The following is a 23,040-nucleotide window of genomic DNA, read 5'->3' on the forward strand; positions in this document are numbered from 1 at the left end:
GGATGCTCGTACGGTCCGTACGTGCCGGCCCTGCGGGTCTTGACCTCGCAGACAACCACCGCGTCGCCGTCCCGGGCGACGATGTCGATCTCACCACCACCCGGTCGGCGAGGTAGCACGCCTCCGAGATGGAGTGGGTGACCAGCAGCACCGTGGTGCCGGTCTCGCGCCAGATGCGGTTGAGCTCCATGTTCATCTGCTCACGGGTCAGCGCGTCGAGCGCGCCGAACGGCTCGTCCATCAGCAGCACCGGCGGCTCGTGCAGGAGCGCGCGGCACAGCGCCACCCGCTGCTGCATACCGCCGGACAGCTCGTGCGGATAGGCGTCCTCGAAGCCGTCGAGTCCGGTCATGGCGATCAGTTCGTCCGCGCGCCTGCGGGCCACGGCGCCCGGCATCCTCCGCATCTCGGCCTGCAGCAGGATGTTGCGCCGCGCCGACCGCCACTCCAGCAGGGCAGCCCGCTGGAATACGTATCCGATGTCGTGCCGTGGCCCCTGCACCCGCTCACCGTGCAGCCGGACGTCGCCTGCCGACGGCTTGAGCAGGCCGGCGACGAGTTTGAGCAGCGTGGACTTGCCGCAGCCCGACGGTCCTACGATGGCGACGAACTCCCCCATCGGGACATCGAGGGAGACGTCGGTGAGCGCGGTGACGTCCCGGTTCTTGGTACGGAACCGTACGGCGACGTCCTCGATGCCGACCGCCGCCGTTGGCCCGTGGTGGCTGTCCTTGACCGGCACTGCCGACTCCCGCATCGTCGTGTCTTCACCCATCGTCATCCCTTCAGTGCGGTGGCGTTGTCCCAGTAGTCCGTCACGGCCTTGGGGCTGTTGACCAGACCCGCCTCGGCGAAGACGTCGATGGTCTGCTGCCAGTCGGCGTCGGTGTTGACACCGGGTGCCTTGCCCTCGGTCGCCTGGGTGTGCAGCAGCGTCAGGGTCGTCCTGAACTGCTCGGACAGGACTTCCTTGGGCGGGAGTTGCTCGCTGGCGCCCTGCATCGCGGCGACGGCGGGCTCGGGCGCCTTCTCGGCGGCGGCGAAAGACTCGCTGACCGCCTTCACCATGCGCACCGCGAGATCCTTCTTGCCGGTCAGGAACTTCTCGCCGGTGATGAGGCCGTTGGAGTAGAAGTTGAGCCCGTTCTCCGAGAAGCGCAGATAACTGACCTGCTTCTTGGCCTTGTTCTGCATGGTCGGGCCCTGGTCGCTGGCGTAGCCGAGCAGTCCGTCCGTCTTGCCGGAGATCACCGCGGCGATCTTGCCCGCGGGGTCGGTGTTCTGCACCTTGACGTCGGACTCCGCGAGGTTGTTCTTCTTCAGGAAGATCGGGAACGTCTTGGAGAGCGCGTCGCCCGCGGTGCCCGCGATGGTCTTGCCCTTGAGGTCGGCGGGCGTCTTGATGCCCTGCGACTCGAAGAACTGCACGGAGGAGGGCGTCGTCTGCAGGAAGACGCCGAGGCTCTTCACCTTGACGCCGGAGTCGACACCGGAGAGCAGCGCGGGGGTGTCGGCCCAGCCGAAGTCGGTCTGTCCCGCGCCGGTCGCCTGGACCGTCTTCTGGGAGCCCTGCCCGGCCTGGATGTTGAGGTCGATGCCGTACTTCTCGAATATCTTCTGCTGCTTGCCGTAGTAGAACGGCGCGTGTTCGCCGTACGGATACCAGTTGAGCGTCAGGGTGACCTTGTCGAGTTCCTTGCCGGAGTCGTTGGTGGTCTTGTCCGAGCCGTCCTCACCACAGGCCGTGGCGAGAAGGAGCAGCGGAACGAGGCCGATCAGAAGTCTGCGCGCAGTCATGGCTTGTCCTTCTCGTCAGCGTGGGTCGTGGGCCGGTCAGTTGGGTTGGCCAGTCAGTAGCTGGTGGTGACGCCTGCCTCCCGGCGGCTGGCGTGCCACGGGAGCAGAAGCTTCTCGGCGATCTCTACGAGGACGAAGAGGATCACGCCGATGAGTGACATCACGAGCAGTCCCGCGAAGAGCATGGGGGTGTCGAGGTTTCCGTTGGCCTGGAGGATCACATAGCCGAGTCCCTCGTTCGCCCCGACGAACTCGCCGACGACGGCACCGGTCACGGCCAGCGTGACGGCGACCTTGAGGCCGGAGAAAAGATGCGGCAGCGAGGCGGGGAAGCGGATCTTGACGAAGGTCTGCCAGGGGCTCGCGCCCATGGTCGACGACAGCTGGAGCATCTCCGGGTCGACGGCCTTGAGTCCGGTCACCATGGAAATGACGACGGGGAAGAAGGCGATGAGGACGGCGATGAGGATCTTCGGCGCGATGCCGAAGCCGAGCCAGACGACGAACAGTGGGGCGATGGCGATCTTTGGGACGACCTGGGCGAAGAGCAGGATCGGGTAGAGCGTTTTCTCGACGGTCGACGAATAGACCATGATCACCGCGGCGAGCACGCCGACTGCGACGGCGATCAGGAAACCGAGGAGCGTCTCGTAGGTGGTCACCCAGGTGTGCTGCCAGATGTAGTCGGTCTTCCCGGTCAGCACGTCCAGCGTCGCGCCGGGCGAGGGGACAAGATAGGGCTCGACCAGTTCGGCCGCGGCGATCACCCACCACGCGCCGAAGCAGACCAGCAGCAGCGCTACCGGCCGCCAGCTCTGCTCGATCGCACGGACGGCGCGCTCCCCCGCGCGTGGCCTGTTCCGCGTGGCAACTCCCGCCACTTTCCGGGGTGCTGCCTTGATGGCACTCTGGCTCACGGTCAACTCCTCTGGGAAAACGCTTTCAGAAAGCGCTTTCTGATAAGGTGTCGCCACGCTAATGACTGCCTGTGCGCACGGTCAATAGGTCGTCCCGAAGTTTCGGGGGGTGCAGTGAGTGAACGACAAGCAACACCGGTCCATGTGACGCTGGACGTCGTCGCCCGCAGAGCGGGCGTCTCCCTGGCCACGGCGTCCCGGGCCCTCAACGGCACCACCCGGGTCGGGGAAGATCTGCGCCGGCGCGTGCGCGCGGCGGCCGATCTGCTCGGCTATATCCCCAACGCCCATGCCCAGGCGCTCGCCAGCGCCTCCAACAACACCGTGGGCCTCATCTGCCACGACGTCGGCGATCCCTACTTCGCCGCCATCGCGGACGGCGTGATGCGGGCGGCCGCCGAGCAGGATGTGCTCGTCATGCTCGCCAGTACCTTCCGGGAACCGGCCCGGGAGATCGCATACGTCTCCACCCTGCGCGCCCAGCGGGCCCGCGCCATCCTGCTGATCGGCTCGGGGTTCCAGGACCGGGTGTGGGAACGGGCTCTGGCGGCCGAGGTGGAGCCGTATGTCCGCGCCGGCGGTCGGGTCGCGGTCGTCAGCCGGCACCGCACCCTGCGGGTGGATGCAGTACTGCCGGAGAACCGGGCCGGAGCCGCCGCCCTTGCTGGGGCCCTTGTGGCCCTGGGACACCGGGAGTTCGCGGTGCTCAGCGGGCCACCCGAGCTCACCACCGTCACCGACCGGCTCGCCGGGTTCCGGGAAGGCCTGGCACAGGCCGGGATCACGCTCGGGCCCGACCGGGTGGTGCGCGGCGCCTTCACCCGCGAGGGCGGTCATACGGCCGCCCGTGAGCTCCTCGCCCGCTCCACCCGGCCCACCTGCGTCTTCGCGGTCACCGATGTGATGGCGGTGGGCGCGCTCGCCGCCTTCCGGGAAGCGGGCGTCCGGGTGCCGCAGGACATCTCGCTCGCGGGCTTCGACGACATTCCCCTCGTTCGGGAACTGACTCCCCCGCTCACCACGGTGGCGCTGCCGCTGACCGCCATGGGGCAGGACGTGATCGCCCTCGCGCTGCGCGAGCCGCGCGGCCCGCGTTCGCGAGTGCTGCGGGTCGGCGGCGAGGTCGTCCTGCGCGCCAGCACCGCCCCACCGTCCACCCCTCTTACTGGAAGGACCAGTTGATGAACATCGAGCGTGTCGAGACCTTCGCGGTCGCCCTGCCCACCCGCCGCTCCTTCGGCGTCTCCGGCGGCGCGGTCGCCGTCGCCGGGCAGCCGTCCCTGCGGGTGCTGGTGAAGGTGAGCGCGGATGGGGTGCACGGCTGGGGCGAGGCAACGCCCATCCCCGCCTGGACGTACGAGACCGCCGAGTCCATCGTCACCACGATCGACCGCTATCTCGCCCCGGCCATCGTGGGCAGGCCCGCCTGGAACCTGGACGCCGTCGACAGCGCCTTCGACCGGGCCATCAACCGCGGCTTCACCATCGGCGCGCCGCTGGCCAAGAGCGCGGTGGATGTGGCGTTGCACGATCTGCTGGGGCGGGCCGCCGGAGTGCCGCTCGGCGTGCTGTGGGGTCAGCGCAGGTCGGAGTCGATCGAGCTCGGGTGGATCGTGTCCGGGCAGTCCCCCGCCGAGGTCGGCGACAGCGTGGCGGAGGGCACGGACGCCGGATACCGGGCGTTCAAGGTCAAGATCGGGCTGCACGACGAGGACACCGACGCGGCGGTGGTGGCGGCGGTGCGCCAAAACGCGCCGGGCGCGCCGGTCTGGGTGGACGCCAACCAGGCGTACACCGTGGACGCCGCGCTGCGCATGGCGCGGCGGCTGGACGCGATCGGGATCACCGCCTTCGAACAGCCGCTGCCCGCCAATGACATCGCGGGGCTGCGGCGGCTGCGCGAGCACTCTCCCGTGCCGGTGGCGCTCGACGAGAGTCTGCGGCACCCCACCGATCTCGCGACCTTCGTGCGTCTTGAGGCGGTGGACGTGGCGATAGCCAAGGTGCAGCGCAGCGGCGGGCTCACGCTGTCGCGACGGCTGTGCTCGCTCGCCGAGGACTGCGGGGTGCGGCTGATGGGGTCCGGGCTGACCGACTCCGATCTGGGGCTTGCCGCATCGCTGCATCTCTTCGCGGCGTACGGGATCGACACTCCGGTCGACCTGAATGGCCGTCAGTTCATTGAATCTCCGTACGCGAGGCAGACGGTGCGGGTGGAGAAGGGGGTGGCTCAGGTGCCCGATTCCCCCGGGCTGGGGGTCGAGGTGGACGAGGCGGTGGTGCGTGAGTTGGCCGTCGACGTACTGGAGCATCGCGCGTGACAGCGCCCGGCGCGCGAGTGCCCCGAATCGCGCGCCCCCTGGCACCCCTCGCGCGCTTCGTGCGCCGGTGAGCACTCCCGTACGCCGGTACGGTTCGGCCTCCATGTCCATCATCCCTGACCGCAAGCGTTCTCTTCGGTCTGAGTCTGTGCCGGATCGGTTCTTCCGGCGTTCCCGGATGTCTCAGTTGTGCACATCTGGGGCTTCCCTTTGCCCTTCAGTGCCATATGCCCACGAAACCTTTGCCGATGGCATGTGGCAGAAACAAGCCCGGGGGGAATGCCGTACGGCAGGACCGGACGGGCGTGTACCACACGGGACACACCCTCAATCAAACGTCAATGGTCTGCTTTTTGGACAAAGTAGGCGTCGATCTTGTGCCACTTGGAAACGATCAACACCATAATGTGGTCGGCCTGTTCGGGACGGGACCACTACCGATGCACCACCTGCTCGGACAACAGTCCGAGCAGGCGTTTCGCAGAGGAGGGCTCGCGATGGACGAATACTTCGCAAGTCGACTGCATCATCAATTACGTGACGACGTTCGCGACTTCGCGGAGAGGGAGGTACGACCGAGGATCTCCGCGATGGAGGCCGCCCGCTCGGTCCACCGCGATCTGCCCCGGCTGATAGCCCGGCAGGGCTGGCTCGGCGCCACCATCAGCAAGGAGCACGGCGGGATGGGTGTGGGCCACCTCGCCAAGACCATCATCATCGAGGAACTGTCCCGGGTCAGCGGGGCGATGGGCGCGATGGTGCAGGCCTCGCAGCTGGGCGTCGCCAAGATTGTCCATTTCGGCAGCGACCAGCAGAAGAAGACCTGGCTCCCGCCCATCGCCGCCGGCGAATGTCTGCCGACAATCGCGGTCACGGAACCCGAGTCGGGCGGCCATGTGCTGGGCATGAGAGCCACCGCGGTGCGGGACGGCGACGACTACATCCTCAATGGCCGAAAGGTATTCGTCGGCAACAGTCACGTCGGCGATCTGCACGGCGTGGTGGTCAGGACCGCGCCGGGGTCGAAAGGGCTGACGGCCTTCCTGGTCGAGTCGGACCGCCCGGGGTTCGGAGTCGGCGAGCAGCGGCCGACGATGGGACTGCACGGCTTCAGCTTCGGTGAGCTGCACTTCCACAACTGCCGTGTCCCGGCCCCCAACCGGCTCGGTGAGGAGGGCGACGGCCTGTCCGTGGCGTACTCCTCCAGCGTGCTGTACGGCCGCGCCAACCTCACCGCCGTGTCGCTCGGCATCCACCAGGCGATCCTGGAGGAGACCGTCCACTTCTGCGCGGAACGGCACCGGTATGGCAAGCCGCTCCATGAACTTCCGTCCATCAAGCTGAAGTTGGGAAAGCTGCAGTCGCGGCTGATGACCGCCCGGCTTGCCGCGTACCACGCCGTGCACCTGCTCGACCAGGGCCTGCCGTGCGACGCGGAGCTGATGAACGCCAAGCTGGTCAATGTCGAGTCGGCGATCGACTCCGCGCGCAACGCCATGGAGATCCATGCCGCGGCCGGGCTCTTCACCGACCGCCCCATCGAACGGTATCTGCGGGACGCGCTCCATATGTTCGCCCCAGCCGGGACCTCCGACATTCAGCTGCTGCGCCTGGCGGAGGTCGCGCTGGGCACGGCGAAGGGCCAGTGGTCGCAGCGGCTGGCCGATGAGGTCAGGCTGGAGCCGACGCCTTGAAGCAGACGCTCGGGTGGACCTGGCCCGGCTTCGCAGCTCGGAGGCGGCCGACCGGTGCGGCACCCCCTGCGCCCTGCGGGCGTAGGGGGTCCCCCCAGCGGGAGTGCGAGGCTCAAATGCTGCCGTCCTCGCGCCGGTGGATCTGCTCGATCAGCTCCGCGGCCAGCGACTTGATGGTCTCCAGCCCCGCACGCCCCCACGGCCGCGGCTCGGTGTCGACGACGCAGATCGTGCCCAGTGCGATCCCCGTACGGTCGATCAAGGGCGCCCCGAGATAGGAACGGATGCCGATCTCGTCGACGACCGGGTTCCCCGCGAACCTCGGATAGTCGCAGACGTCCTCCAGCACAAGCGCCTTGCGCCGTACGACCACATGCGGGCAGTAGCCGTGGTCTCGCGCCATGAAGCGGCTGACGTCACCGCCACCCGCCGCGGTCGCCGCGCCCACATCGCTGCCGCTGTGCGTACCGGCCGGAGTGTGCAGCCCGGCAAAGAACTGCCGGTTCTCGTCGATAAAGTTGACCATCGAGTACGGCGCGCCGGTCACCTCCGCGAGCCGGTGAGCGAATTCGTCGAACGCGGGATCGGGCCGGTCCCCGAAGCCGAGCTGGCGCAGCCGCATCACGCGGACGGGCGCTTCGCGGTCGACGGGGGTCAGCAGCGAATGGCCGGTCGGGTCATACGTCATGTCGGTGCTCCGTAGCTCGGTGCCGGAGCCGGCACCGCGGTGGTGGTGAGCAGATGCTGGACGAGGGTGACCAGCGTCCCTGTCGCCGAGCTGGCGATCCGCGCGTCGCACAGCACGACCGGCACCTCCGGCTTGAGGTCGATCGCGGCCCGCACCTCATCCGGTTCGTAGCGGTACGCGCCGTCGAACTCATTGACGGCGACGACGAATCCGATGCCACGCCGCTCGAAGAAGTCAACGGCGGAGAAGGAGTCCTCGAGCCGGCGGGTGTCGGCGAGGACGACCGCACCGAGCGCACCGCGGGAGAGTTCGTCCCACATGAACCAGAAGCGCTCCTGGCCCGGGGTGCCGAAGAGATAGAGCACATGGCTCTCGTCCAGCGTGATCCGGCCGAAGTCCATGGCAACCGTCGTGGTGGTCTTCGACTCGATGCCGTCCAGGCTGTCGGTGGCCACGCTGACCTGCGTCAGCAGCTCCTCCGTACTCAGCGGTTCGATCTCGCTGACCGCTCCCACGAAGGTGGTCTTGCCCACCCCGAATCCCCCCGCTATCAGGATCTTCAGCGCGGTGGGGAAGAGGCCGTCGAGTTCAGAGCCGTCGTCGTAGGCCATCGAGCACCGCCTCCAGCAAAGAACGGTCTGTGGGTGTGTTGCCGCAGCTGGGCGCCCGCGCGGTGACCGCGCCGCAGTCCACGAGATCGGACAGCAGCACCTTGGTGACGACCGCCGGGAGCCTGAGGTGCGCCGAGATCTCGGCGACCGAGGTAGGCCCGTCGCACAGGCCGAGCGCCAGGGCGTGCTCGGGGCCCAAGTGCGTCTGCGGCACGGTCCCGGTGGCCATCACCAGCGAGAGCAGGTCCAGCGCGGCTGTCGGACGGGTGCGGCCACCGCTCACCGTGTACGGGCGGATGAGCCGGCCGGCCGCGTCGTCCAGCAACGGCCCGTCCTTGGGGGACGGCACTCTCATTGCCCGGCGGCGCTCGGCGCCACCGCCGACTGTCTGGTCGGCGTGATCAGGTAGGGCCGTACGCTCTTGACCAGCATCGCCATCTCATAGCCGAGGACCGCGGCGTCCGCCTCGCGCCCGGCGAGTACGGCGAGGCAGGTGCCGGAACCGGCGGTGGAGACGAACAGCAGCGTGGAGTCGAGCTCCACAACCACCTGGCGCACCTCTCCGCCGTCGCCGAAGCGCGCTCCGGCGCTGCGGCCCAGGGAATAGAGGCCGGAGGCGAGTGCCGCCATGTGGTCGGCCATGTCGGTGTCCAGGCCGTGCACGGATTTCACCAGCCCGTCGGAGGAGAGCAGTACCGCGCTGCGGGTGTACGGCACGCGCTGGACCAGGCCGCTGAGCAGCCAGTCGAGGTCCGATTCATGACCGTTCGGCACATCGCTCGCCATGGTGCATCTACTCCTTGGAGGTGTTGTCGTTGCGCTGCGGGGCGGGGTCCGCGGGGGAGCGGGACTCGGCCAGTCCGATGCCCCGCTGGAAGGCCGCCATCAAGCCCGGGTCGTGAAGGGCGTGGTCGTCGTCCTTGCGGGGCGCCGGAGCGTCCCTGAGCTGGGGGACGAGGTGTTCCTGGCTGCGGCGTCGGGGCAGTTGTGGGCGGTCCATGGTGCCGCGGACCACTCCACCCGCGTGCGGGGTGGTGGTGGTTTCGGCGGACTCCGCGGGCGAACTCTCCTGCGGCGCCGAGCGGTCGGTCGCCGGGCGGGCGGCGGCCTGGCTGGGCCTGTCGGCGTGCACTCCGCGTACCGGAAGGGGGCCCGCGCCAAGGGTGGCGTGCGCCGTCTCGCGCTGTGGTTGCGGCTGTGGCTGCGATTGCTGCCGGTGCTGCGGTTGGAGCTGATGCAGGTACGGCGGGGAGTGCGGCTGCTGCGGGATCGGGGGGGACTGTGCCGCGGTCGCCCGGGGGGCGGCCGTCCGGTCGCTCGGGCCATGCCCGGCTTCGGGCGCCGCTGCCGCCGCGTCGGCCGCCTGAGCGAGTCGTTCCGGCTCGGAGCCGAGCAGCCCCTGCGGCAGTACGAGGATGGCCTGGACGCCGCCGTAGATATTGGACTGGAGCCGGACCGCGATGCCGTGTCTGCGGGCCAGCGCCGAGACGACGAAGAGGCCGATCCGCCCGTCCTGAAGCATATGGGCGACATTCACCTGGTCGGGGTCGGCAAGGAGAGCGTTCATCTTGTTCTGCTCGCCGACCGGCATGCCGAGGCCGCGGTCCTCGACCTCGACGGCCAGTCCGGCCGTGACGTGCGAGGCGCGCAGCAGCACCTGAGTGTGCGGAGCGGAGAACAGCGAGGCGTTCTCGACCAGTTCGGCCAGCAGGTGGATCACGTCGGCGACGGCGTGGCCGCGCAGTGTGCCGTCGATCGGCGGCACCAGCTTGACCCTGGGGTACTGCTCCACCTCGGCGATGGCTGAGCGGAGCACCTCCGTCATGGTGACCGGGTTGGACCACTGCCGCCTGGAGATCGCGCCGCCGAGGACGGCGAGGTTCTCCGCGTGCCTGCGGATGCGGGTGGCGAGGTGATCGACATGGAAGAGGCCCTTGAGCAGCTCGGGGTCCTCGACCTCGTTCTCCAGCTCGTCGAGGAGCTGGATCTCCCGGTGGACCAGCGACTGGAGCCGCCGGGCCAGATTGACGAAGACTTCGACCTTCTGTTCGTTGCCGACGCTGCTGGAGAGCCTGGACGCCTGCACCACCGCCGCCACCGCGGCCTCGTGCGAACGGCTCAACTCCTGGGTCAGCAGGTCGAATTCGTCCCCAGCGAGCGGAGTGGGCGAGGGCGTACCGCGGGCAGGCGGTACCTCCCCCCGTCTGAGCTGCTCGACCACGGTGCGCAGGTCGGCCTGACCGCGCGCGGTGGAGCGGCGCAGGTCGGCGCACCGGTCGAGTACGGACTTGGCCATGCGGTCCGCGCCCAACGCCGCCGCCGCCACGGCGGCCATGGCGACCATGGCGGAGGCGGTGAGCACGGCCCACAGACTGGCGGATGGCTGAGGGGTGGCGATGCGGATCGTGAAGATCACCGCGGCTGCGCCGCTGAGCGCGGCGACGACCGCCGGCAGGACTGCGGTCCGCAGGAGTTGAGGGCGTATACGGGCTTCCGGCGACGACGGCACGGGATGCGACCTTCCCGCTGCCGACAGGGAGCGGGCGCCTGGCCGGCCGTGGCGCCCGCCCTCACGGCGGTCCGGCCGCGCGGCGGGTGCGCGTAGTTGAGACATCAGCGTCCTTGGTACGTGGGGCCCCAGGAATCGGCGTACTGCACGTGGTCAGTTTCGGCTCGGCGGAGGGCTCGCTGTGCGCAATATGGGCGTACGCAATTCCGTACGCAACATGAGCCGTCCGTTGATCACCGGCCACACACGGTAGTGGCGAAGCGGGCACGTGGGACGGGCGGTTGACAAACTTGCCCGACATTCGTCCCACTCTGGTATGAGGCCTCGCACTGTTGCCCGAAAACACTCGATCGGCCCCCGTCGCCGCGTCGGTGGCGGCGGGGGCCGGATGCTCGGGGATCAGGCGGTCGGCGCCACCTCGGGGCTGCCGGCGCCGCCGGAGTTGGCCCAGCCCTCGACGGGCGCGGTCGCCACCGCACGCCACCACAGCTCGGACGGAACGCCCTCGGCAGTCGGCTCGAACGGCTCGCCCGGTCGCGGCAGCGCTATGGGCGCGCCCGCGGCGGCCGCGGCCGCGACCGTGCCCTCGCCCGGCTCGGCCCACGGGTGCGGCGCGAGGTTGAACGTCCCCCAGTGGATCGGCAGCATCACGCCGGACGGCTGCCCGCCCTGGAGGTCGAGGTGGGCGCGCATGCCCTCGGCCGGCGTCATGTGGATGTCCGGCCAGTACTCGCTGTAAGCGCCGATCTGGATCATGGTGGCGTCGAAGGGGCCGTGCTCGGCGCCGATGTCCTTGAAGCCGGGGAAGTATCCGGTGTCGCCGCTGTGGTAGATCCGGTGCTCCGGGCCCGTGACGGCCCAGGACGCCCAGAGTGTGTGCTGCTGGTTGCGCAGCCCGCGGCCGCAGAAGTGGCGGGCCGGGGTGGCGGTCAGCCGGATGCCGGCGACTTCCGTCGACTCGGTCCAGTCCAGCTCACGCAGCCGGTCGGCGGGCACGCCCCAGCGCTCGAGGTGCGCGCCGACGCCCAGCGGCACCGCGAAGACCGTGTCCGTGGAGGCCAGGGCGCGGATGCTGGGCAGATCAAGATGGTCGTAGTGATCGTGGGAGATGACGACGACATCGACCGGGCCGAGGGCCGCGAGCGGCACGGGAACAGGATGCAGCCGCTTGGGTCCGGCGAAGGAGAAGGGTGAGCAGCGGTCGCCCCAGACCGGGTCGAAGAGGACCCGCCGGCCGTCGATCTCGGCAAGGACGCTGGAGTGTCCGATCCAGGTGAGCCGCAGCCCGGAGGCCGGCGGTTTCGCCAGGTCGGCAAGGGGCGTGGGGTGCATGGGCACCACGCCGACGGGGGACCGGCGCGCCCGTGCCTCCTTGCGGAAGTAGATCTTGGCGAACTCGATCATGGAGCTGCCGGACGGCCTGGTCCTGGCCCCCACGGGGTTCTGGAAGGACCCGTCGGAGAAGTTCGGCGAGCGGAGAATCCGCGCCCACCGCTCTCCGGCCGGGTCGGCGCCGAACGCGGCGGGTCGCAGGGACCGCAGCCGGGAGCTGAGAGAGTGGGGCGAGCCGGCGCCGGTCACAGCACCTCCAGATGTCGGGGTCTTTTCATTATGTGCGGGCGGTACGCCAGTGCGGTAACGCGCGGAGGCCGCGCACCGTGCTGGTGCCGGTGGGCGTCACCCTGGGTGTGCCGGCGGTGACGGCCACCGGCACCGGCGGTGGGCTCAGCGGCGCGGCTGGCCATAGGCCCGTTCCACGCGCAACCGCAACACGAGGCGCTTGTCGCGGACCATCGCGCGCCGGTAGTCGTCCCAGTCCGGGTGTTCGCCCTGCACGTCGCGGTAGAGGGTGATCAGCTCTTCGACGGTGGCGTCGTGCGGGTCGGCAGCGACCGGTGAGAGGTCGGCCGTACCCTCGACGACGGTCCAGGCCCAGCGGTCGGGGCTGGTGACGTGGTAGCAGGCGCGCGGGTCGCGGCGCAGGTTCCTGGTCTTGGCCCGGTCGTCAGTGATGGACACCCGGATGATCCGCTCATGCGGGTCGTACGCGTGGTTCACATTGGACAGCTGGGGCCTGCCGTCCCGTTTGATGGTGGCCAGCACCCCTCCGTCGTACTCGTCGACCAGCTCGAGGAGGGCGTCCTCCGCGTCCCGCTGCGCGTCCTGCTGTGCGTCGATGTCCGTCATGACCACAGCAACGCCTGTCCCCGTGCGGGTGTTCCTGAGATTCCCCCCGCGATGTCACATCCGGGACCGCGCTGTCCGTCGTATGCGTGAATACGGCGTCGACAAAGGGCGTCGACCACACCTCAGGAGGCTCGTCATGGCCCGTATCTCGCTCACCCCGCGCCGCTCGCTCCTCTTCCGCGCCACCCAGTGGTACTCCAAGCGCGTGTACGGAAAGGTCCTCGACCCCGCCCGGGCACTGGCCCACAACCCGCAGGTGCTGTGGACGGATTTCCGTTTCGAGCAGTCGGTGGCGAAGTGGAAGAGCCTCGACCCGGGCCTCAAGGCGCTGGCGGTGATGGCGTCGGCGGCCTCGATCGGGTGCAGCTGGTGCATGGACTTCGGCCACTGGGAGAGCCGGCAGCAGGGCATGGACGTGCGCAAGCTCCAGGATGTGCCGATGTGGCGCGACAGCGATGTCTACGCTCCGCTGGAGCGCGACGTCATGGAGTACGCGGAGGCGATGACGGCCAATCCGCCGCGGGTCGAGGACGAGCTGACGAAGCGGCTGCTCATGGCTCTCGGCGAGGCGGCGTTCGTCGAGCTGACCGCGATGGTGGCGGTGGAGAACCTGCGCTCGCGGATGAACTCCGCACTTGGGCTGACCAGCCAGGGCTTCAAGGACCACTGCGAGATTCCGGCCCGCCGGCGCTCCACGGCCGGCTGACCGCTACGGCCGTTCGGTCCACCCGGCGAGTTTATTGACGATCACGTTGGCAGGGGAGCTCGCCCCTCCGGATACTGACCGACGATTCAGTTACTGCGTCCGTCGTCGTGCCTGGAGGCAACATGTCCGAGCTCCCCATCGGGCTGGTCCGCTCACGACCGAGCGGCGCGGGCAGCAGTTCGGCAAGCCGTCTGGATGCTCGACGGACGGGGTATTCGCGCGAGTTCCCGTGGAGCAGTGGATACGGGACGCCAAGCTGGAGGAGATCGAGAAAGGCACCTCGGACATCATGCGGCTGATCATCTCGAGGAGCATGCGACATGGCGGCGACGACTCTGACGGGCGGCGAAGCCGATGCTGGAATGGACCGACGACGCGCTCGCCCGCGAGCTCGGCGTGGACCGCGCCGCGCTCACCGCCGCCGCTCGCTGAACGGCCGTGCGCGCACAGCCTCTTCCCCCATACTTGGCAACTGTGTCTCAGCAGCCGCAGTCTCAGTCCAAGTCTCAGTCTCAGTCTCAGTCTCAGTCTCAGTCTCAGTCTCAGTCTCAGCAGGCAGATCCTCTCCCCCACGATGTGCTGGTCGTCGGCGGCACCGGCGTGGACACGGTCGTCCGTGTCGACTCTCTGCCGGTCCCGCTCTCGGACTCCGTCGGGGTCGGCCCGATCCGCGAATCGCCGGGCCACACCGGCGGCAACGTGGCCCTGGGCTGCCGGGCCCTCGGGCTGAATGTCACCCTCCTCGACTACATAGGCGACGACTGGCCGGGCCACCAGGTCCGCGCACGGCTCGCCGAAGGCGGGGTGGCCTTCGAGCCGCTCCTCTCCCCGACCGGGACTCGTCGCGCGGTCAACCTCGTCGACCCCGCGGGCCGCCGCATGTCCTTCTACGACGCCCGCGATCCGGGGGAGTTGCGGATGCCGCGCGACTTCTACCTCCCACATCTGCGGCGGGCCCGCCACATCCATCTCTCGATCGTGAACTTCGCGCGGTTCCTCTACGACGACATCGAGGCGCTCGGCGTACCCGTCTCCACCGACCTGCACGACTGGGACGGACTGGCCGATCACCAACGGGAGTTCGCGCTCCGCTCGGACCTGGTCTTCCTGAGCGCGGCGGGCGCCGGCGAGCGGATCGCCTCGGTGATGCGGGAGATCCTGCGCGACGGACGGGCACAGACGGTGGTCGCGACGGCGGGCGCCGGCGGCTCGTACCTCCTCACCCGCGACGGCAGCAGCACCCCACGCCCGATCCCCGCGGCGGTCCCGCCCGCACCGGTGGTGGACTCCAACGGCGCGGGGGACGCGTACGTTTGCGGCTTTCTCTACGGGCGGTTGTCCGGCCGCGACCTGGAGGAGAGCGCCAGGCTGGGCGCACTGGCGGGCGCCCACGCCTGCACGGGCGAGGGCAGCACGGCGCTGATCGGCCCCGCCGGACTCGTGCCGTCTCAGGTCTGACGCACGGGACGCATTGGTTCGTACGGCGGGCTCCTCAGCCGTCGTACGGAACGGGAAAGCCGATCCCGTCCCTCGCCGACTCCTCCCACAGCCGGCGCGCCACCGCCGCGTCCTGCGCCCGCGCCGAGAACGCCGTCGGCTTCGGTGCGCCCTTGAAGGAGCCGAGGCCGGAGGGGCCGTAGTACTCACCGGCCCGAGCGTCCGGGTCCGCCGCCGCACGCAGCACCGGGAGCGCGCCGCCAATCAGCTCCGGCGATTGAACAGTCAGGGAGCCTTTTCCAACCTCAGCTTGAGCAGGTCACGTGGAGGGTGGGGACGGCCTGAACGAGTGCGGTGATGCGGGTGGTGCTGCACCGCTTCGTGGGCGAGAAAATCGGTGGCGCTCCGTGAGGTGAGCCGTTAACTTCCGCCTGAGCGCAGTGAGGTACGAGACGCGACGGCGAAGGGGAGCCAGGCATGGAGACTGAGGGCGCGCGGACCGACCGTTTGGGCTTGCTGCTCGACCAGTTCGACCAGGCCAGGGAGATGGCCCAGGTGCGGCTGACGGGGCTCGGTGACGAGGAGTGCCTGTGGGAGCCGGTGGCCGGTTGCTGGTCGATCCGGCGCCGGGGCGAGGCGGCGACGCCCCGGGCGTACGGGCCGGGCGAGTGGGTGCTCGACAAGGGCGCCCCGGACATCCCGGCGAACGAGTACGCCGAGATCTCCCGGCAGGCTGCCGGCGGCATGACGGTCGCCAAGATCGCCGATGACTGGAGCGTGAGCGTCGAGCGGGTCGAACAGATCCTCGCCCACACCGGTGCGCCGGAGCCCGACGAAGTGCCGGTCACCACCATCGCGTGGCGGCTGGGGCACCTGCACTCCTGCTTCGCGGGCCAATGGGAGTGGACCTTCGGTGAACGGCGGCAGGAGCCGAAGCTGCTGGTCGACTTCACCCCCTCCGCCGCCTTGGCACTCGAACGGTTCTGGGCGCTGATCGACCGCTGGCGCGACAGCGTCGCCGCCATCACCGACGAGCAGCTCGACACGGTCGGCTTCTCGCAGTACCCGTACGGCTCCGATCCCGACGACCCATTCATCGCCGTGCTGGCGGGGGCCAACCTCGAATTCATCCATCACATGGCCGAGATCGCGTTGCTCCGCGACCTGTGGCGGGCCCGCTTCACCACTCCCGGGTAGGCCCGGGCGCGCGGCGAGGGTGTTCCATGGCGTTTCCGATCCACACGCCAGTGAGCGGTTGGTGGAGCTGGACACGTCGATGCCGGACGGGTAGACAAGCACACGAGTTTCGACATGCCATAGGCGCGCCACGCGCCGTAGCGGCGCTCGCTCTGCAGATTTTCGAAGTCGAGGCGGGCGCTGCTCTGCGCCATGCTGGTGACGGTGACGACGCGGCTCCCCGGCTGGTCGAGGAGTCTGGGCAGCAGCAGCGCGGTGAGTGCGTAGTGCCCGAGGTGGTTGGTGCCGAACTGCGACTCGAAGCCCTGCGCCGTGGTGCGGCGGTGGGGTGGCGCGATCAGCCCGGCATTGTTGATCAGCAGATCCAGCCAGGGTCGGGGGTGAGCCGCACTGCTTCGCGTACGGAGTCCAGGTCGGCCAGATCCAGCGGCAGCAGCCCGGCCCGCGCGCCCGGCACCTCGGCGCGCAGCCGGTGCATCGCGGCCGCGCCGCGGTCGTGGTCGCGGGTGCCGAGCAGCACCCGCGCCCCGGCGCCGGCGAGGCCCGCGGCGACCGCGAAGCCGATGCCGCGGTTGGCACCGGTGACCAGGGCCGTACGGCCCGTCAGCCGGGGCAGGTCCCTCGCACCCCACCCCGCCGCCATCACAGGGGCAGCAGGTTCGGGCGCTTGGCCTCGACATGGTCGCCGGAGCTCTCGCCGCGCAGCCGTCGGCCGATCCACGGCACCAGGTGCTCACGCGCCCAGTGGATGTCGTCACGGCGCACGTCGAGCGGGCCGCGCCGCGGCTGGGGCGGCCACAGCTGGTCGGGGTCGGCGGGCACATCGATTCCGAGTACCTGGGCGGCGCGCAGCGCAACCCGGGTGTGTCCCTCGGGCGACAGATGCAACCGGTCGGCGTCCCAGGCGCGCCTGTCCTGAACGGACTTGAGCGACCAGAGGTCGAGGACGGGGCAGTCGTAGCGGTCGGCGATGGACCGTACATGCGCGGTGTACGTGGCGATCTTGCCGCGCAGATGGCGCAGCACCGGCACCCCGCGCGTGTCGAATCCGGTGGTGACCATGACCGTGCCGACCGCACTCGTGAGGTCGGCGACGGCGCGCTCGAAGCGCTCGGCCACGTCGTCGGGGTCGGTGCCCGGCCGGATGATGTCGTTGCCGCCGGCGCAGAACGTCACCAGATCCGGGGCGAGTTCCTTCGCCCTCGGCACCTGCTCCTCGACGATCTGGTCGAGGAGACGGCCGCGCACGGCGAGATTGGCGTACCTGAAGGTGTGCTCCGGGGTCCGGTCGTCGAGCAGGACCGCGAACCGGTCAGCCCATCGACGTACATCCCGTTCGGACCCGGGTCTCCCACGCCCTCGGTGAAGCTGTCACCGATCGCCGCGTACGACCCGAATGCGCCATTTTTCCCTGTTCTCGAATCGTCTGCCACGAGACCACATCTTTCCCTTACGGATGTGACCTACGCGACCGCAAGGAGGGGTTGACGAGGGGTGATCTTTGCCACCGGCCAAGTTTCGTCCAACCCGGAATACGCCGACTCCCCCCGCGCCGCCGGGTGGCGGTGCGAGGGGAGAGCGGTGTGCTGTCTGCGCCTCGGCTGGATCAGGCGGACCGGACGCGGATCAGATGGAGACGCCGTACTGGCGCAGGTAGGCCAGCGGGTCGATGTCCGAGCCGTAGCTCGGGCCGGTACGGATCTCGAAGTGCAGGTGCGGGCCGCTGGAGTTGCCGGTGGAGCCGGAGAGGCCGAGCTGCTGGCCGCCGCTCACGCTCTGGCCGGCGGAGACGGAGAGCGAGGAGAGGTGGGCGTACTGCGAGTAGTTGCCGTCGCTGTGCTGGATCACAACCTCGTTGCCGTACGCACCGGCCCAGCCGGCGGAGACGACGGTGCCCGCGCCGACGGCCTTGACGGTGGTACCGGAGGATGCCGCGAAGTCGACGCCGGTGTGGTAGCCGCTGGACCACATGGCGCCGGTCATGCGGTAGGGGGTGGTGACGGTCGCGCCGTCGACGGGGGCTGTGAAGCCGGAGCCGCTGGTCTGCGGGGCGCTCGCGGAGTCACCGGAGGACTGCGCGGAGGGGTCCGAGCCGGAGTCGGAGGAGGCCTTGGCCTTCGACGCGGCCTTCGGTGCGGCCTTGGACTCGGCCCCGGCCTGGCTCTCCTCGCGGGGCTGCGCCTTCTCCGGAGCCTTCGCCTTCGACGTCGCACCGAGGGTCAGCTTGAGGCCCGGGCGGATCAGCGACGGGTTGTCGCCGATCTGCTCACGGTTGTCCTCGTACAGCTTCTTCCAGCCGCCGGACACATCGTGCTCCTTGGCGATCTTGGCCAGGTAGTCGCCGGCGACGACGGAGTACGTGGTGGGGGCGGCGGCCGGCTTGGCGGCCGCCGGGGTCGCGGCGGCGGTCACTGCCGCAGCCGCCACGGCGGGAGCGGTCTTGCCCGCCGCGTGGGCGCCGGTGGCGCCCATCAGTGGAAGCACGATGACGGCGCCACCCGTGCCGGCGGCGACGAAGCCGCGCGTGATCGGGCTGGTCCTTGGACGGCGGTGCTTACCCTTTGCGGGCATGGCGCATTCCTCTCCGGCGCCTACGAGGTGAGCTGTCGGGTTCGGGCTGGAGATGCCCGGCCGCGCGGTGCGCGACTTAACCCCGAGCCGTCCGGAACTCCGGAATGGCGTACTACCTGGGTCCCCCGCTCCTGCCACGCGTTGGTGGGTTTCGAATTCCGGTCGGCGGCAGGATTAGGCGGTCCGTCCGGATTGACGGGAACGTAAGCGAGACGGACGGGCGGGTACAAGCCATCACTTTCCCGGGTCAATGATCCATGCGATATCGCCACAGAATTCCGGTTACGCTCCGTGAATAATGGATCCCAACGGGATCCCAACTGTCCTTCCGTCAAAGGAATTCGACTCCGCCGCACCACCACGGAACGTCACGGATATGATCCTGCTCACGGGTCGGGTCCCATCTCCCTTACATACGGGGCACGTTATGCCGAACCGGCCAATTCGGACAGAAGTGTCATTTAATGATGATCAGCCGATCGAGCCCACTTACCCCGAATTCCTGTCAACACCACAGGAATTCCACCGTGACCCACCGCCTTTGCTCGACGACTGCCTCTCGGCCTCAACCGCAAAACTGGACAAAATGGTGCCGCGTCCGCGACGGGCCGCTCTTCCGGAACGAGGGGGTGGAGCCGACCGCGGAGGCATCCGGGGCGACGTGGCGAAGGCCGCCGCGATCGCGCCGGCGCAGGCCCCCGCGGCGCGCGGGATGGGTGCGGGATGAAGATCCTGAATACGGTGTCGCCGAAGGCGAATGCGGCCGGGGATTTCTCCGCGTACATCCCGATCATGGATGTCGACCTTCTCGATGTCACCCCTCGTAGAGCCCCCTGATCTCCTTTGGCCCATTCCGAATTGCCCGTCGTCCACTCGAAATTCGCGGCAGGCTTGAGCCGGAGGAGTCGCCGGAATCCGTTGCAGCGGGGTACGGGGGTATGCCGCGCCCCGACGAGCCGTCTGCGCCGTATCCGCTCGTTGCTCCTGAAGCCCTCGCCCGGCCATGGAAGTTCGCGTTCATGGCCGGGTCGATTCGGAGTCGATTCGGAGTCGGATCAGCGGCGACGCAGCCGGATCACGGTGGCGTCCATGTCGCCCTTGAGTCCGGTGTCCAGTCCGTGGTGCAGGAGTACGGCCCCCCGGTGTACGGCGCCGGTGTCCAGGCACTCGTAGGAGGCTGCCGGGTCGAAGCCGCGCAGCCTGAGCCTGGGCGGCTGCTCGCCGTAGTGCTGCGCCTGCAGCCAGGCGAGGACAACGCTCTCGTCGCCGCGTATGTACTGCACGGCGCTGAGCCCGCCCTCGGGCGCCCGCAGCCGGTGCAGCTCGCCGTGCTGCACCAGCGGCCTGATCTTCTTGTAGAGGTCCACCCAGCCGCGTGCCTCGGCGAGCTCCTCATCGGTCCACTCGGTGAGGTCGCCGCCGACGCCGAGAACACCGGCCATCGCGCTGACGAAGCGGAAACGGAGCGTGCTGACGCGGCCGTTGAGCTGGACATTGGGGCTGTCGGTGACCCAGGCCGCCATGACCCGTGCCGGGTGCAACTGGGTGAAGCCCTGCTGGATGGCGAGCCGGTCCAGCGGATCGGTGTTGTCGGAGGTCCACACCTGGTCGGTACGGGAGAGGATTCCGAGGTCGATCCGGCCGCCGCCGCCCGAGCAGGACTCGAAGGCGACGGACGGATGCGCCGCGCGCAGCCGGTCGAAGAGTGCATACAGCGCGTGCACATGCTCGACCCAGAGCTTCTGCGGGTACTTCTCGCCGGGCCAGCCCGCGTCCGTGAAGCAGCGGTTGAAGTCCCATTTCACGTAGTCGATGGGCGCGCTGCTGAGGAGCGTGTCCAGCTGCTCCCAGAGATAGGCCTGTACGTCCTCGCGCGCGAGGTTCAGCACGAGCTGGTTGCGGAATTCGGTCCTGGCGCGGCCCGGGTGGTACTGCACCCAGTCGGGGTGCGCGCGGTAGAGGTCGCTGTCGGCATTGACCATCTCCGGCTCGACCCAGATGCCGAACTGCATCCCCAGCTCGTGCACTTCGTCGGCAAGCGGCCCCAGCCCCTGCGGGAAGCGCTCGGCGTTGGGCGTCCAGTCGCCGAGCCCGGCGCGGTCGCTGGTGCGCTGCCCGAACCAGGCGTCGTCCACCACGAACAGTTCGACGCCCATGGCCGCGGCCCGCTGGGCGAGCGCCCGCTGCTGCTCCTCGGAGATGTCGAAACCGGTGGCTTCCCAGGAGTTGTAGAGGACGGGCCGCTCGGTCGCCGCGTCGGGGATCACATGCGCCAGCTGCCAGGCGTGCCAGGCCCGGCTGGCAGCGCCGAATCCGCCGTCGGTCCACAGCCCGGCGAAGACGGGCGAGGTGTACGACTGGCCGGGCGCGAGCCGCAGCAGTCCCGATTCGTCGTAGCCCGCGCCGCCGGTGATCTGCACGAGTCCGTCGGGCAGCTGCTGTACGGAGATCCGCCAGGACCCGGACCAGCCGAGCGCGCAGGCGTACACCTCGCCGTGCTCCTCCGTGGCCCCCTCCGCGTCCAGCGCGACCCACGGCAGATGCTGATGTCCGGTGTGGCCGCGACGGCTGCCGATCACCTTCTCGCCGTACGTCAGCTCCGACCGTACAAGCAGCGACTCGGCCGCCCAGCGGCCGTGCAGCTGACTGAGCCGCCAGCGGTCGCGCTGGGGCAGCGTCCAGGCGGCGGCGTCGGCCCGCAGCAGCTCCAGGTCGGGACCGTCCCCTTCGTGGGCGACGGTGACCCAGCGCTCGATGATGTCCGCGTCGTCGCGCATCCGGTGGTGCAGGGTGAGGCCGAGGCCGTGCAGGGCGTCGGTGAAGCGGAGCCGCAGTTCGTCGCCGTCCACCGCGTGAGAGGCGAAGGTCCACTCCGTGCCGCGCACTTGTGGCGTACGGACCAAGAGCGCCGGGCGTACGAAACGGGGTCCGCCCTCGACCGGGTACTCCTCGTGCCCGTCGAGCTGCGACTCGAAGGGCCAGTAGGGCGGCAGTACCCGGTCCGCGAGTGCCTCCGCGTCGGCGCCGGAGATCCGGGGCCCCCAATGGAGATGCAGCAGTTCGTCGTCGTCCGTGAGGTGCAGCGCGTAACTGCTCGTGGATCCGGAGAGAACCCACGTACGCCCCTTGCCAACACTCTCGATCATCCCAACCCCTCAGATACACACAGTTCCGCACAGCCTCGCACATCATCCGACGTGGACGGCTGCCGGTGCAACGGCCTTGCGGGAGACGGTCGAGATGACTACCCGATGAAGCGGTGTCGTATCGTCGGGACCGCGCCATCGTCGGCGAGCAGCGCCGACGGCAGTCACTTCAGGAGTCCCCGTGACGCAGCAGCTGCCGCAGGTCCCGTCGACAGAGCCGGAGCTGGCCGGCGTGCGCAACTTCCGGGACGTGGGCGGCCTGCCGACCGTGGACGGCAGGAGGGTGCGGCACGGCCGGCTCTTCCGCAGCGGCCATCTCGCGCACGCGACCGAGTCCGACGCCTCGTTCCTCGGCACGCTGGGACTGCACACGATCTTCGACTTCCGCAACGCGGCGGACATGCGGCTGGAGGGCCCCGACGTCGAGCTGCCCGGCGTACGCAACGTGAATCTGCCGCTGACCGACCCGGCCGACGGCGCCGAGTTCTGGAAGATGGTCCGGGACGGCAACCTCGACCAGCTGCGGTCGATCCTCGCGAACGGCCGAGCGGCCGGGCGGATGTCGGCCTCGTACCGGACGATCATCACGCAGCGCACAGCCGAGCACAGCAAGGTCCTGCACGCGCTCGCGGAGGACAGCGTCCCCGCCCTGATGCACTGCGCGGCGGGCAAGGACCGCGCCGGTCTGTCGGTAGCCGTCTCGCTGCTGGCAGTCGGCGTCGAGCGGGAGGCCATCGAGGCGGACTACCTCAAGTCCAATGACCCGCACCGCCGTTACCTGATCCGGCGCAACGACAACTCCCCGGCCGGGATGTCCCCGGAGGTGATGGAGCTGCTGTCCCCGCTCTTCGACGCCCGGGCGGAGTACCTGAGCGCGGCCTTCGAGACGATCGAGCAGACCTGGGGCACCACCGAGCGCTACCTCACCGAGGGCCTGAAGGTGAGCCCGCAGACGCGCGAGCGGCTGCGCGACCGGCTCCTCGACGAGGTCTGAGCCGGGCGCACCGGTTCCGCGCTACTGGTTCTGGCCGCCCAGCACGAAGAGCAGATAGAGGAAGAAGGCGAAGAGATGGCCCGCCACCAGATAGGCGAAGAGCCGGATCACCAGCCCTCGGGGGAATTTCCCCTCCTCGTTGTACTTGGACATCGTGTACCTCTCTCGCGTCTCACATGTGGGGATGAGCGTCCGGACTCTGCAGCAGCGTGTGTACGAAGAGCAGCTCGACCCGGTCGGGCGTGGCCGCCGCGATGCGGTGCGG

General features: G+C 69.3%; 24 protein-coding genes, 3 pseudogenes and 1 riboswitch. Of the genes and pseudogenes, 8 read left to right on the top strand and 19 right to left on the bottom strand.

Going from position 1 to position 23,040, the window contains the following annotated elements; translation table 11 throughout:
• From ACWDO5_RS28060 to ACWDO5_RS28075, 4 genes and pseudogenes are all read right to left on the bottom strand, one after another.
• Window positions 1–119 (bottom strand): YraN family protein (locus ACWDO5_RS28060; RefSeq protein WP_450533166.1); only part of this gene is annotated, 119 nt, incomplete at its 3' end.
• Window positions 62–757 (bottom strand): annotated as a pseudogene (locus ACWDO5_RS28065) (ABC transporter ATP-binding protein); the annotation flags it as partial. The pseudogene ACWDO5_RS28065 and the gene ACWDO5_RS28060, both read right to left, overlap by 58 nt.
• Before the next feature lie 20 nt (window positions 758–777).
• Complete coding sequence (locus tag ACWDO5_RS28070; RefSeq protein WP_450533147.1) at window positions 778–1,797, bottom strand: ABC transporter substrate-binding protein; 1,020 nt, start codon at window positions 1,795–1,797, stop codon at window positions 778–780.
• Between the two features lie 53 nt (window positions 1,798–1,850).
• The gene (locus tag ACWDO5_RS28075; RefSeq protein ID WP_450533148.1) at window positions 1,851–2,714 is read right to left on the bottom strand and encodes an ABC transporter permease; all 864 of its coding nucleotides are present in this window, start codon (window positions 2,712–2,714) and stop codon (window positions 1,851–1,853) included.
• A 144-nt stretch (window positions 2,715–2,858) separates the two neighbouring features.
• On the opposite strand from ACWDO5_RS28075, the gene ACWDO5_RS28080 reads away from it, so the two are divergent.
• The 3 genes from ACWDO5_RS28080 (at window position 2,859) to ACWDO5_RS28090 (ending at window position 6,729) form a co-directional block, all read left to right on the top strand.
• Complete coding sequence (locus ACWDO5_RS28080) at window positions 2,859–3,896, top strand: LacI family DNA-binding transcriptional regulator (protein WP_450533167.1); 1,038 nt, start codon at window positions 2,859–2,861, stop codon at window positions 3,894–3,896.
• On the top strand, window positions 3,896–5,035 hold the full coding sequence (locus tag ACWDO5_RS28085; protein WP_450533149.1) for a mandelate racemase/muconate lactonizing enzyme family protein: 1,140 nt from the start codon (window positions 3,896–3,898) through the stop codon (window positions 5,033–5,035). Before ACWDO5_RS28080 ends, ACWDO5_RS28085 begins: the two co-directional genes overlap by 1 nt.
• A gap of 497 nt (window positions 5,036–5,532) precedes the next feature.
• Window positions 5,533–6,729, top strand: coding sequence for an acyl-CoA dehydrogenase family protein (locus ACWDO5_RS28090; protein WP_450533150.1), 1,197 nt, complete (start codon window positions 5,533–5,535; stop codon window positions 6,727–6,729).
• Between the two features lie 112 nt (window positions 6,730–6,841).
• Here the strand turns inward: ACWDO5_RS28090 and ACWDO5_RS28095 are convergent, their stop codons facing one another.
• The 7 genes from ACWDO5_RS28095 to ACWDO5_RS28125 form a co-directional block, all read right to left on the bottom strand.
• On the bottom strand, window positions 6,842–7,417 hold the full coding sequence (locus tag ACWDO5_RS28095; protein ID WP_450533151.1) for a GAF domain-containing protein: 576 nt from the start codon (window positions 7,415–7,417) through the stop codon (window positions 6,842–6,844).
• Window positions 7,414–8,028, bottom strand: a complete 615-nt coding sequence (locus tag ACWDO5_RS28100) for a GTP-binding protein (protein WP_450533152.1) — start codon at window positions 8,026–8,028, stop codon at window positions 7,414–7,416. The genes ACWDO5_RS28095 and ACWDO5_RS28100 overlap by 4 nt, the downstream gene beginning before the upstream one ends.
• Window positions 8,006–8,377 carry a DUF742 domain-containing protein gene (locus ACWDO5_RS28105; RefSeq protein WP_450533168.1) on the bottom strand — a complete coding sequence of 124 codons (372 nt, stop codon included), beginning with the start codon at window positions 8,375–8,377 and terminating at the stop codon, window positions 8,006–8,008. The genes ACWDO5_RS28100 and ACWDO5_RS28105 overlap by 23 nt, the downstream gene beginning before the upstream one ends.
• A gap of 2 nt (window positions 8,378–8,379) precedes the next feature.
• Window positions 8,380–8,814 carry a roadblock/LC7 domain-containing protein gene (locus ACWDO5_RS28110; protein WP_450533153.1) on the bottom strand — a complete coding sequence of 145 codons (435 nt, stop codon included), beginning with the start codon at window positions 8,812–8,814 and terminating at the stop codon, window positions 8,380–8,382.
• Between the two features lie 7 nt (window positions 8,815–8,821).
• Entirely contained in the window at window positions 8,822–10,642 is a 1,821-nt protein-coding gene (locus tag ACWDO5_RS28115; RefSeq protein WP_450533154.1) for a sensor histidine kinase, read from the bottom strand.
• A 294-nt stretch (window positions 10,643–10,936) separates the two neighbouring features.
• Complete coding sequence (locus tag ACWDO5_RS28120; RefSeq protein WP_450533155.1) at window positions 10,937–12,118, bottom strand: MBL fold metallo-hydrolase; 1,182 nt, start codon at window positions 12,116–12,118, stop codon at window positions 10,937–10,939.
• A gap of 144 nt (window positions 12,119–12,262) precedes the next feature.
• On the bottom strand, window positions 12,263–12,724 hold the full coding sequence (locus tag ACWDO5_RS28125; RefSeq protein WP_450533156.1) for a PPOX class F420-dependent oxidoreductase: 462 nt from the start codon (window positions 12,722–12,724) through the stop codon (window positions 12,263–12,265).
• A gap of 136 nt (window positions 12,725–12,860) precedes the next feature.
• Here ACWDO5_RS28125 and ACWDO5_RS28130 point away from each other — a divergent pair, with 136 nt between their 5' ends.
• From ACWDO5_RS28130 to ACWDO5_RS28140, 3 genes are all read left to right on the top strand, one after another.
• Complete coding sequence (locus ACWDO5_RS28130; RefSeq protein ID WP_450533157.1) at window positions 12,861–13,430, top strand: carboxymuconolactone decarboxylase family protein; 570 nt, start codon at window positions 12,861–12,863, stop codon at window positions 13,428–13,430.
• Between the two features lie 229 nt (window positions 13,431–13,659).
• On the top strand, window positions 13,660–14,160 hold the full coding sequence (locus ACWDO5_RS28135; protein ID WP_450533158.1) for a hypothetical protein: 501 nt from the start codon (window positions 13,660–13,662) through the stop codon (window positions 14,158–14,160).
• The gene (locus ACWDO5_RS28140) at window positions 14,058–14,888 is read left to right on the top strand and encodes a carbohydrate kinase family protein (RefSeq protein ID WP_450533170.1); all 831 of its coding nucleotides are present in this window, start codon (window positions 14,058–14,060) and stop codon (window positions 14,886–14,888) included. The genes ACWDO5_RS28135 and ACWDO5_RS28140 overlap by 103 nt, the downstream gene beginning before the upstream one ends.
• A 34-nt stretch (window positions 14,889–14,922) precedes the next feature.
• Here ACWDO5_RS28140 and ACWDO5_RS28145 read toward each other — a convergent pair whose 3' ends face one another.
• Window positions 14,923–15,114, bottom strand: coding sequence for a hypothetical protein (locus ACWDO5_RS28145; RefSeq protein ID WP_450533159.1), 192 nt, complete (start codon window positions 15,112–15,114; stop codon window positions 14,923–14,925).
• 230 nt (window positions 15,115–15,344) lie between these two features.
• Here ACWDO5_RS28145 and ACWDO5_RS28150 point away from each other — a divergent pair, with 230 nt between their 5' ends.
• Window positions 15,345–16,064: a DinB family protein gene (locus ACWDO5_RS28150; protein WP_450533161.1), complete on the top strand. Its 720-nt coding sequence runs from the start codon at window positions 15,345–15,347 to the stop codon at window positions 16,062–16,064.
• Here ACWDO5_RS28150 and ACWDO5_RS28155 read toward each other — a convergent pair.
• The 5 genes and pseudogenes from ACWDO5_RS28155 to ACWDO5_RS28175 all read right to left on the bottom strand — a co-directional run bounded on the left by ACWDO5_RS28155 (window position 16,001) and on the right by ACWDO5_RS28175 (window position 21,781).
• Window positions 16,001–16,432 (bottom strand): SDR family NAD(P)-dependent oxidoreductase, encoded by a 432-nt coding sequence (locus ACWDO5_RS28155; RefSeq protein ID WP_450533172.1) that lies wholly within the window; start codon window positions 16,430–16,432, stop codon window positions 16,001–16,003. The two genes, ACWDO5_RS28150 and ACWDO5_RS28155, sit on opposite strands and share 64 nt — an antisense overlap.
• On the bottom strand, window positions 16,420–16,707 hold the full coding sequence (locus ACWDO5_RS28160) for an SDR family NAD(P)-dependent oxidoreductase (protein WP_450533174.1): 288 nt from the start codon (window positions 16,705–16,707) through the stop codon (window positions 16,420–16,422). Before ACWDO5_RS28160 ends, ACWDO5_RS28155 begins: the two co-directional genes overlap by 13 nt.
• Window positions 16,707–17,497 (bottom strand): annotated as a pseudogene (locus ACWDO5_RS28165) (SGNH/GDSL hydrolase family protein). Before ACWDO5_RS28165 ends, ACWDO5_RS28160 begins: the two are co-directional and overlap by 1 nt.
• A gap of 193 nt (window positions 17,498–17,690) precedes the next feature.
• Entirely contained in the window at window positions 17,691–18,635 is a 945-nt protein-coding gene (locus ACWDO5_RS28170) for a M23 family metallopeptidase (RefSeq protein WP_450533162.1), read from the bottom strand.
• A gap of 2 nt (window positions 18,636–18,637) precedes the next feature.
• A riboswitch (cyclic di-AMP (ydaO/yuaA leader) is annotated at window positions 18,638–18,792 on the bottom strand.
• A gap of 898 nt (window positions 18,793–19,690) precedes the next feature.
• Window positions 19,691–21,781 carry an alpha-galactosidase gene (locus ACWDO5_RS28175; protein WP_450533163.1) on the bottom strand — a complete coding sequence of 697 codons (2,091 nt, stop codon included), beginning with the start codon at window positions 21,779–21,781 and terminating at the stop codon, window positions 19,691–19,693.
• Window positions 21,782–21,962: 181 nt separating this feature from the next.
• On the opposite strand from ACWDO5_RS28175, the gene ACWDO5_RS28180 reads away from it, so the two are divergent.
• A complete protein-coding gene (locus ACWDO5_RS28180) occupies window positions 21,963–22,775 on the top strand; it encodes a tyrosine-protein phosphatase (RefSeq protein ID WP_450533164.1) in 813 nt (270 codons plus the stop codon).
• Between the two features lie 21 nt (window positions 22,776–22,796).
• Here the strand turns inward: ACWDO5_RS28180 and ACWDO5_RS28185 are convergent, their stop codons facing one another.
• Together ACWDO5_RS28185 and ACWDO5_RS28190 are read right to left on the bottom strand one after the other, a co-directional pair.
• A complete protein-coding gene (locus tag ACWDO5_RS28185; RefSeq protein ID WP_450533165.1) occupies window positions 22,797–22,928 on the bottom strand; it encodes a DUF6126 family protein in 132 nt (43 codons plus the stop codon).
• A 19-nt stretch (window positions 22,929–22,947) separates the two neighbouring features.
• Window positions 22,948–23,040, bottom strand: a pseudogene (locus ACWDO5_RS28190) (XRE family transcriptional regulator); the annotation flags it as partial.

It is taken from the genome of Streptomyces sp. NPDC000880 (genome assembly GCF_053599675.1).